We start from the raw sequence: 6115 nt of genomic DNA, 5'->3' as shown, positions 1-6115 counted from the left end.
AAAATCAAAAGATAAAATCAAAAGATAAAATCAAAAGATAAAATCAAAAGATAAAATCAAAAGATAAAATCAAAAGACAGACCTTGGGGGGAAAGAATCCCCCCCAACTCCCCCCCTCTTTTTTTTTAATAGTATAAAATCAATCAAAGAAAAGAATAAGGATCCACATCCGCATCCAAACGAATCCGACCCATCGCCATCTCCTCCCCTAAAGCCAAAACCCCAGCCAATACCCCATGCAACCTCCCCCGCTCCCGCTCCTTGAACAATAACTGCCAACGAAACCGACGCCGTAACTTAAACAAAGGCGCCGGAGCCGGCCCCAATAACTCAACCCCACAATCATGAGGCAACCGCTCCCCCAATGCCTGACAAAAATCCGCCAATAACCCCGGATCCAACGCCGAAAAACGAATCATCGCCAAACGAAACCCAGGAGGATAACCAGCCTGACTCCGAAAACTCAACTCCGTGTCCGCAAATGCCCCAATATCATGATTCATCGCCGCCCCTAAAGCATAATGCCCCGGATCCAACGTCTGAACCAATACCCGACCCGGATCACCCTCCTCCCGACCAGCCCGCCCAGCCACCTGAGTCACCGTCTGAAAAGTACGCTCCGCCGCCCTAAAATCAGGCATCCACAACCCAGTCTCCGCCAAAACTACCCCTACCAAAGCCAACTTCGGAAAATGATGCCCCTTGGCCGCCATCTGTGTACCCACCAAAACATCCATCTCCCCCAACCGAAACAACTCCAAAGTCTCCTCCAACCCAACCCCACCCTTGCCCACCGTATCCCGATCCAACCGAATCACCCTGGCCTCAGGAAAAAGCTCCCGAACTTCAGACTCCACCTGCTCAGTGCCAGGACCAAAAGTAGCCATGGAAAGCTGACCACACGCCACACAAACATCATCCACACCCTTGGATAACCCACAATAATGACACATCAACCTTGAACGAGACATGTGCAACGTCAAAGTCACCGAGCAATTTTCGCAGTTAACCGCCGCCCCACAACGACGACACACCAAAGCCGGCGCAAACCCCCGACGGTTGAGAAAAAGCAATACCTGACGGTCCGATGCCAAAGTCTCAACCATCGCACAACGCAAAGGCTCACTCACCAAAGCGTTCCAAGGCCGCTCTTTTTTTTGAGCCGCCTCCTTCAGATTAACCAACTCCACCCGGGGAAGCTTCGCACCCGTCGCCCGATGGTTAAGCTCCAACAAAGTATATCGACCCAAACGCGCATTCGCCAAAGACTCCATGGAAGGCGTGGCACTACCCAATATCAACGTCGCCCGACAGTTTTTGGCCCGTACCACCGCCATATCCCGACCATGATAAGGCACCCCATCCTCCTGCTTATAAGCCCCATCATGCTCCTCATCCACCACCACCAATCCCAAATTGGAAAAAGGCGCAAAAAGCGCACTCCTGGCCCCCAACGCCACCCGAGCCTTGCCCCGACGCAGCTGATGCCACTGTTGCAATCGCAAACCATCAGAAAGCCCAGAATGAAACAGCGCCAAATCATCCCCAAAACGCGCCCGATAACGACGCGTGAGTTGTGGCGTAAGAGCAATCTCCGGCACCAACAAAAGCGCCTGACGCCCCCCATTCAAACACTGCTCCACCGCCCGAAAATAAACCTCAGTCTTGCCGCTACCCGTCACCCCCCGCAATAAAAACGGCGCAAACTCCCCCCCCTCCAAAGCCCCCTCCAAAGCCTCAGCACACACCCTCTGCTCAGAAGTCAACTCAGGAGCACAGGTAAGAAATGGCTCGGAAAGATCCCCCCCATCCACACCCTCCCCACCAGCCCCGCTTGAAGCCAGGGTCTGTCCTGAAGAAGAACCCTTGGCAGAACCCTTCGATGCCCCCTGTCTAGGCCGCCAATCCTCCTCCAGCTCAATCAAACCCCGCTTCACCAACCCCTTAAGCTTGGCATCAAGCCCCTTGCGACCAAAACGCCGGGCAAGAGTCTCTTCGGTGAGTCCACTCGGGCGTTTGGCCAGCGCTTCAGCCAGGGGTTTCAAAGAAGGGGGAAGTGGTTCGATCAGCTCAGCTTGCCTGGCAGGATCCGGTTTTTTCTTTTTGCTTGGGAGAGATTTGTTTTCAGAAAGGGAATCGCTCTGTTCAGCAAGGCTCCCCTCCTCAAGCCTGGCAAGCCGTTCAAGCCCCTCCTCCCCCAGCCAAATAGCCCGGCGGCGGCGCTCGAAACGAAGATGACCCGGCATGGCAGCGGCCACCACCGAACCGATAGGGCGCAGATAATAGCGGGAGATCCAATCCAGAAGATGGATCATCTCATCCGAAAAAAGCGGCTCCTCCCCCAAAATATCGATGATCTGGCGGATCCCCCCACCGCTCCACTCCGACTCTTCACTGAGCTTCCAAACCAACCCCACCTGATTACCCCGCCCCACCGGCACCAACGCCAAACAGCCCGGACGGCACAGATCCTCAAGTGCCTCAGGAAGCGCATAGGTAAAAAGAGTTCGTTTGGGAATGGGCAGGGCGATCTGGACAAACATGGGGCTCCCCGGCCATCCCGGGATCGACGGATGCTGAAGGGAGACAGGACTGTGAATCAGACAACAGTCAGGCAAAAACCAATATCAGGAAAAGGCCGATAGTCGACAAAGGCTAAAATCAGGCAGAAGCCAAAATCTCCAACAATGCAGCCACCACCCGATCCTGATCAGCGGGGGTGAGGAAGGGATGCATGGGCAGGGAAAGCACCTCATCAGCGGCTTTACTGGAAATGGGAAAAGCATCCTCAGGATAGCCCAAATCCTTGAAAACCGGCTGTTGATGAAGACAAACCGGATAGTGCACCGCCGTGGGAATACCCGCCTCCCCCATTCTTTGTTGCACCACATCCCGGTTAGCCACCCGCACGGTAAACTGGGAAAAAACGCTGGTGTTGTGCGCCAAAACGTGGGGCAGGCGCACCTTGCCTTGAAGCTGCTCCATATAATAAGCCGCCACCCGCTGCCGGGCTTCAATTTCCCCTTTGAAAAAGGGCATTTTGGCCAACAATATCGCCGCCTGAATGGTATCCAGACGACTGTTCATCCCCACAATCCTGTGGCGATAACGGGCATCCTGACCGTGATCCCGAATGATGCGCATGTTGGCGGCAAGCTCTTCATCGTTGGTGAAGGCCATGCCCCCATCCCCATAGCAACCCAGGGGTTTGGCGGGAAAAAAGGAGGTCGCCCCAGCCGTACCCAGGCTCCCGGAAGGACGCCCCTTGTAAGTGCCCCCCAACGATTGACAGGCATCCTCCAGAGTGAGCAGACCGTGTTGATTGGCAATGGCATCGATGGCGTCAAAATCAGCACACTGACCGAAAAGGCTCACCGGAATGATCGCCTTGGTGCGGGGAGTGATGGCCGCTTCAAGCCGGGTTGGATCCAGGGTGAGAGCCTCATCCTCCACATCCACAAAAACCGGCACCGCCCCCAAACCCGCAATCACCTCGGCGGTAGCGATAAAGGTAAAAGGCGTGGTGATCACCTCATCCCCGGGACCAATCCCCCAAGCCATGAGGATGGCAGTCAAGCTGTCAGTCCCCGATGAGAGCCCTACCCCGTGGTCTGCTCCAACAAAGTCGGCGAGCACTTTTTCCAGCTCCGCCACCTGGGGGCCGTGGATATAGCGGGAGGATGCCAACACCTGCCGGATGGCCGCGTCGATGGGCTCCTGGTAAGCACGGTATTGGGCCTGAAGATCGATAAACTGCATGGCTCCTCCCTCAAGAAGCAGACACTTTCCCGGATCGCTTAACTGGATTTCCGGGGAATAATAACAAGGCTACCCTGAAAAACCTCCTGGGCAGGCCCGGTCATGATAACGTGACCATCAGCCTGCCAGTGAATATCAAGATCTCCGCCGTCCAGACGCACGGTCACCTGTCGTTCGGTCAAACCATTCACCACAGCCGCCACCACAGCGGCACACGCCCCGGTACCGCAAGCCGGGGTAATGCCCACCCCCCGCTCCCAAACCCGCATACCCAGGGTGTGTTGATCCAAGCGCTCCACCAGCTCCACGTTGGTACGGTGGGGAAAGTGGGGGTGTTCAGAAATCTCCAAACCGCGCTCTTCCAAAGAAAATCCAGGCACATCGTCGGCAAAAATCACGCAGTGGGGATTGCCCATGGAGACTTCGGTCATGGCAATCCCAAGCCCCCCCACCTGCAAAGAGGCCTTGGCCTCCCCATGGCTGGGAACCCCCATATCCACCGCCACCAGGCCCGATTCGGTCAAACGGGTGGTGATCAATCCGGCCAGGGTCTCCAAAATGATCTCTTTTCCCTCAACCCCCCGATAATCCCACAGATAGCGGGCCACACAGCGGGCAGCGTTGCCACACATTTCCGCCTGGGAGCCGTCGGCGTTATAGATGCGCATCTCCACCGTACCACCCCCACTGGGAGCCAGCAGCTGCACCAGCTGATCGCAGCCCACACCCAAACGACGGTCCGCCAAAAAAGCCGCCAGCTCAGGGGTGACCGCCACCTCCGCTTCCAGATGATCCAGCAACACAAAATCGTTGCCCAATCCATGCATCTTGGTGAAGGAGAGTTCCATAGGGGCTACCTGGGAAAAAGCCGTTCGTTTTCGAACAGCTGCTCCAGGCTCTCCCGCTGTCGGACGACCTGGAATTGATCCCCCCGCACCATCACTTCAGCGGCTCTCGGGCGGGAGTTATAGTTGCTGGACATCACAAAACCGTAGGCCCCGGTGGAACGCACTACCAGAAGATCCCCCTCCTGAAACTCCTGCATCAGGCGATCCCGGGCGAAATAATCACCGGATTCACAGATGGGTCCAACCACATCCACAACGGTTTCATCCCGATCAAAGTGACGGGTGGCAGGCAAAATGCCGTGAAAGGCATCATAAAAAGCAGGCCGCAGCAGATCGTTGAGCCCACCATCGGTAATCACAAAACGCTTTTCCGCCCCATCCTTGACATACTCCACCCGGGTCACCAGCACCCCGGAGTTGCCCGCTATCACCCGTCCAGGCTCCAACACCAGGGTGACATCCCGCCCGGCCAGCTCCGAAAGCAGCGCCCCGGCATAGCGTTCCGGATGGGGGGGGGCTTTTTGGGTGTCATAGGGAATGCCCAGACCACCCCCCAGATCCAAATAACGTATGTGAATCCCCTCCCGGGCCATGGCATCCATCAGCACCAAAACCCGCTTCAAGGCATCCACAAAGGGAGTGAGGCTGGTCAGCTGGGAGCCGATGTGGCAATCCAACCCAACCACCTCGACATGATGCATCCGGGCCGCCTCCCGATAGAGCTTCAAGGCTTCATCGTAGGCGATGCCAAATTTATTCCGGCGCATGCCGGTGGAGATGTGGGGATGGGTCTGGGGATCGACGTCGGGGTTGATGCGCAGAGCGATGGGAGCTTTTTTGCCCAGAGAGCCTGCTATGGCATCGATGCGCCTGAGTTCCTGGGCGCTTTCCACATTGAACATCAGCACGCCATATTCCAAGGCGGCCTGAATCTCATCAGCACGCTTGCCCACCCCGGAATAGACCATCCGCTCCCCCGGACACCCCACCCGCCTGGCCCGCTCCAGCTCACCGCCGGAAACGATATCGAGCCCCGCGCCCTGGCTGACCAAAGCATCCAGCACCGCGAGATTGGAGTTGGCCTTCACCGAATAGCAGATGATGTGATCCCGACCGGCAAAGGCCCTGTGGAACACCTGCAAATGGTGGAGCAGCGTGGTTTCGGAGTAACAGTAGAAGGGGGTTCCGACCTCCTCGGCAATCCGCTCCAACGCTACCCCCTCACAGTGGAGGCGATCTTCCTGATAGTGAAAATGGTCCATGGATGGCGTCAGTCAGGGGGTGTCGGGTGAATCGGATGAATCAGGCGTGTCGGGTGAGGCAGAAATATCCTGCTTCTCCACCTCTTGTTCCTGGGCCACTTCCACCGTGGCTGTTTCGGGCAGGTAGAGGTTGCCTCTATAGCCGCAGGCAGGGAGGGTCATGGCGATGAACAACAAAAAAACGCAAAACCTACGGGAAAGAACAACCATGTGGTGGACGCCTTTGCTTGAACCAATTCGGAAAAT

General features: G+C 56.5%; 5 protein-coding genes. All 5 read right to left on the bottom strand.

All coding sequences use genetic code 11. The annotated features are described in order from the left end of the window. Positions 1 to 143: 143 nt before the first annotated feature. Positions 144 to 2543, bottom strand: a complete 2400-nt coding sequence (gene priA, locus HQL52_15625) for a primosomal protein N' (GenBank protein MBF0370879.1) — start codon at positions 2541 to 2543, stop codon at positions 144 to 146. Between the two features lie 118 nt (positions 2544 to 2661). Beyond that, entirely contained in the window at positions 2662 to 3759 is a 1098-nt protein-coding gene (locus tag HQL52_15620; GenBank protein MBF0370878.1) for a DegT/DnrJ/EryC1/StrS family aminotransferase, read from the bottom strand. A gap of 38 nt (positions 3760 to 3797) precedes the next feature. Then, positions 3798 to 4607, bottom strand: a complete 810-nt coding sequence (locus HQL52_15615; GenBank protein ID MBF0370877.1) for a diaminopimelate epimerase — start codon at positions 4605 to 4607, stop codon at positions 3798 to 3800. Positions 4608 to 4612: 5 nt separating this feature from the next. Then, positions 4613 to 5869: a diaminopimelate decarboxylase gene (lysA, locus tag HQL52_15610; GenBank protein ID MBF0370876.1), complete on the bottom strand. Its 1257-nt coding sequence runs from the start codon at positions 5867 to 5869 to the stop codon at positions 4613 to 4615. A 12-nt stretch (positions 5870 to 5881) separates the two neighbouring features. Continuing rightward, complete coding sequence (locus tag HQL52_15605) at positions 5882 to 6079, bottom strand: hypothetical protein (protein MBF0370875.1); 198 nt, start codon at positions 6077 to 6079, stop codon at positions 5882 to 5884. Positions 6080 to 6115 lie beyond the last annotated feature (36 nt).

The sequence above is a fragment of the Magnetococcales bacterium genome (assembly GCA_015232395.1).
Taxonomy (GTDB): Bacteria; Pseudomonadota; Magnetococcia; order Magnetococcales; family JADFZT01; genus JADFZT01.
The sequence above is the reverse complement of the archived record's forward strand: the minus strand, read 5'-3'. Positions and strand labels throughout refer to the sequence as shown.

Excerpts from the sequence above, each read along its gene's own strand:
- lysA (MBF0370876.1), bottom strand. The coding sequence starts at position 5,869 with ATGGACCATTTTCACTATCAGGAAGATCGCCTCCACTGTGAGGGGGTA.
- HQL52_15620 (MBF0370878.1), bottom strand. The coding sequence starts at position 3,759 with ATGCAGTTTATCGATCTTCAGGCCCAATACCGTGCTTACCAGGAGCCC.
- HQL52_15605 (MBF0370875.1), bottom strand. The coding sequence starts at position 6,079 with ATGGTTGTTCTTTCCCGTAGGTTTTGCGTTTTTTTGTTGTTCATCGCC.
- priA (MBF0370879.1), bottom strand. The coding sequence starts at position 2,543 with ATGTTTGTCCAGATCGCCCTGCCCATTCCCAAACGAACTCTTTTTACC.
- HQL52_15615 (MBF0370877.1), bottom strand. The coding sequence starts at position 4,607 with ATGGAACTCTCCTTCACCAAGATGCATGGATTGGGCAACGATTTTGTG.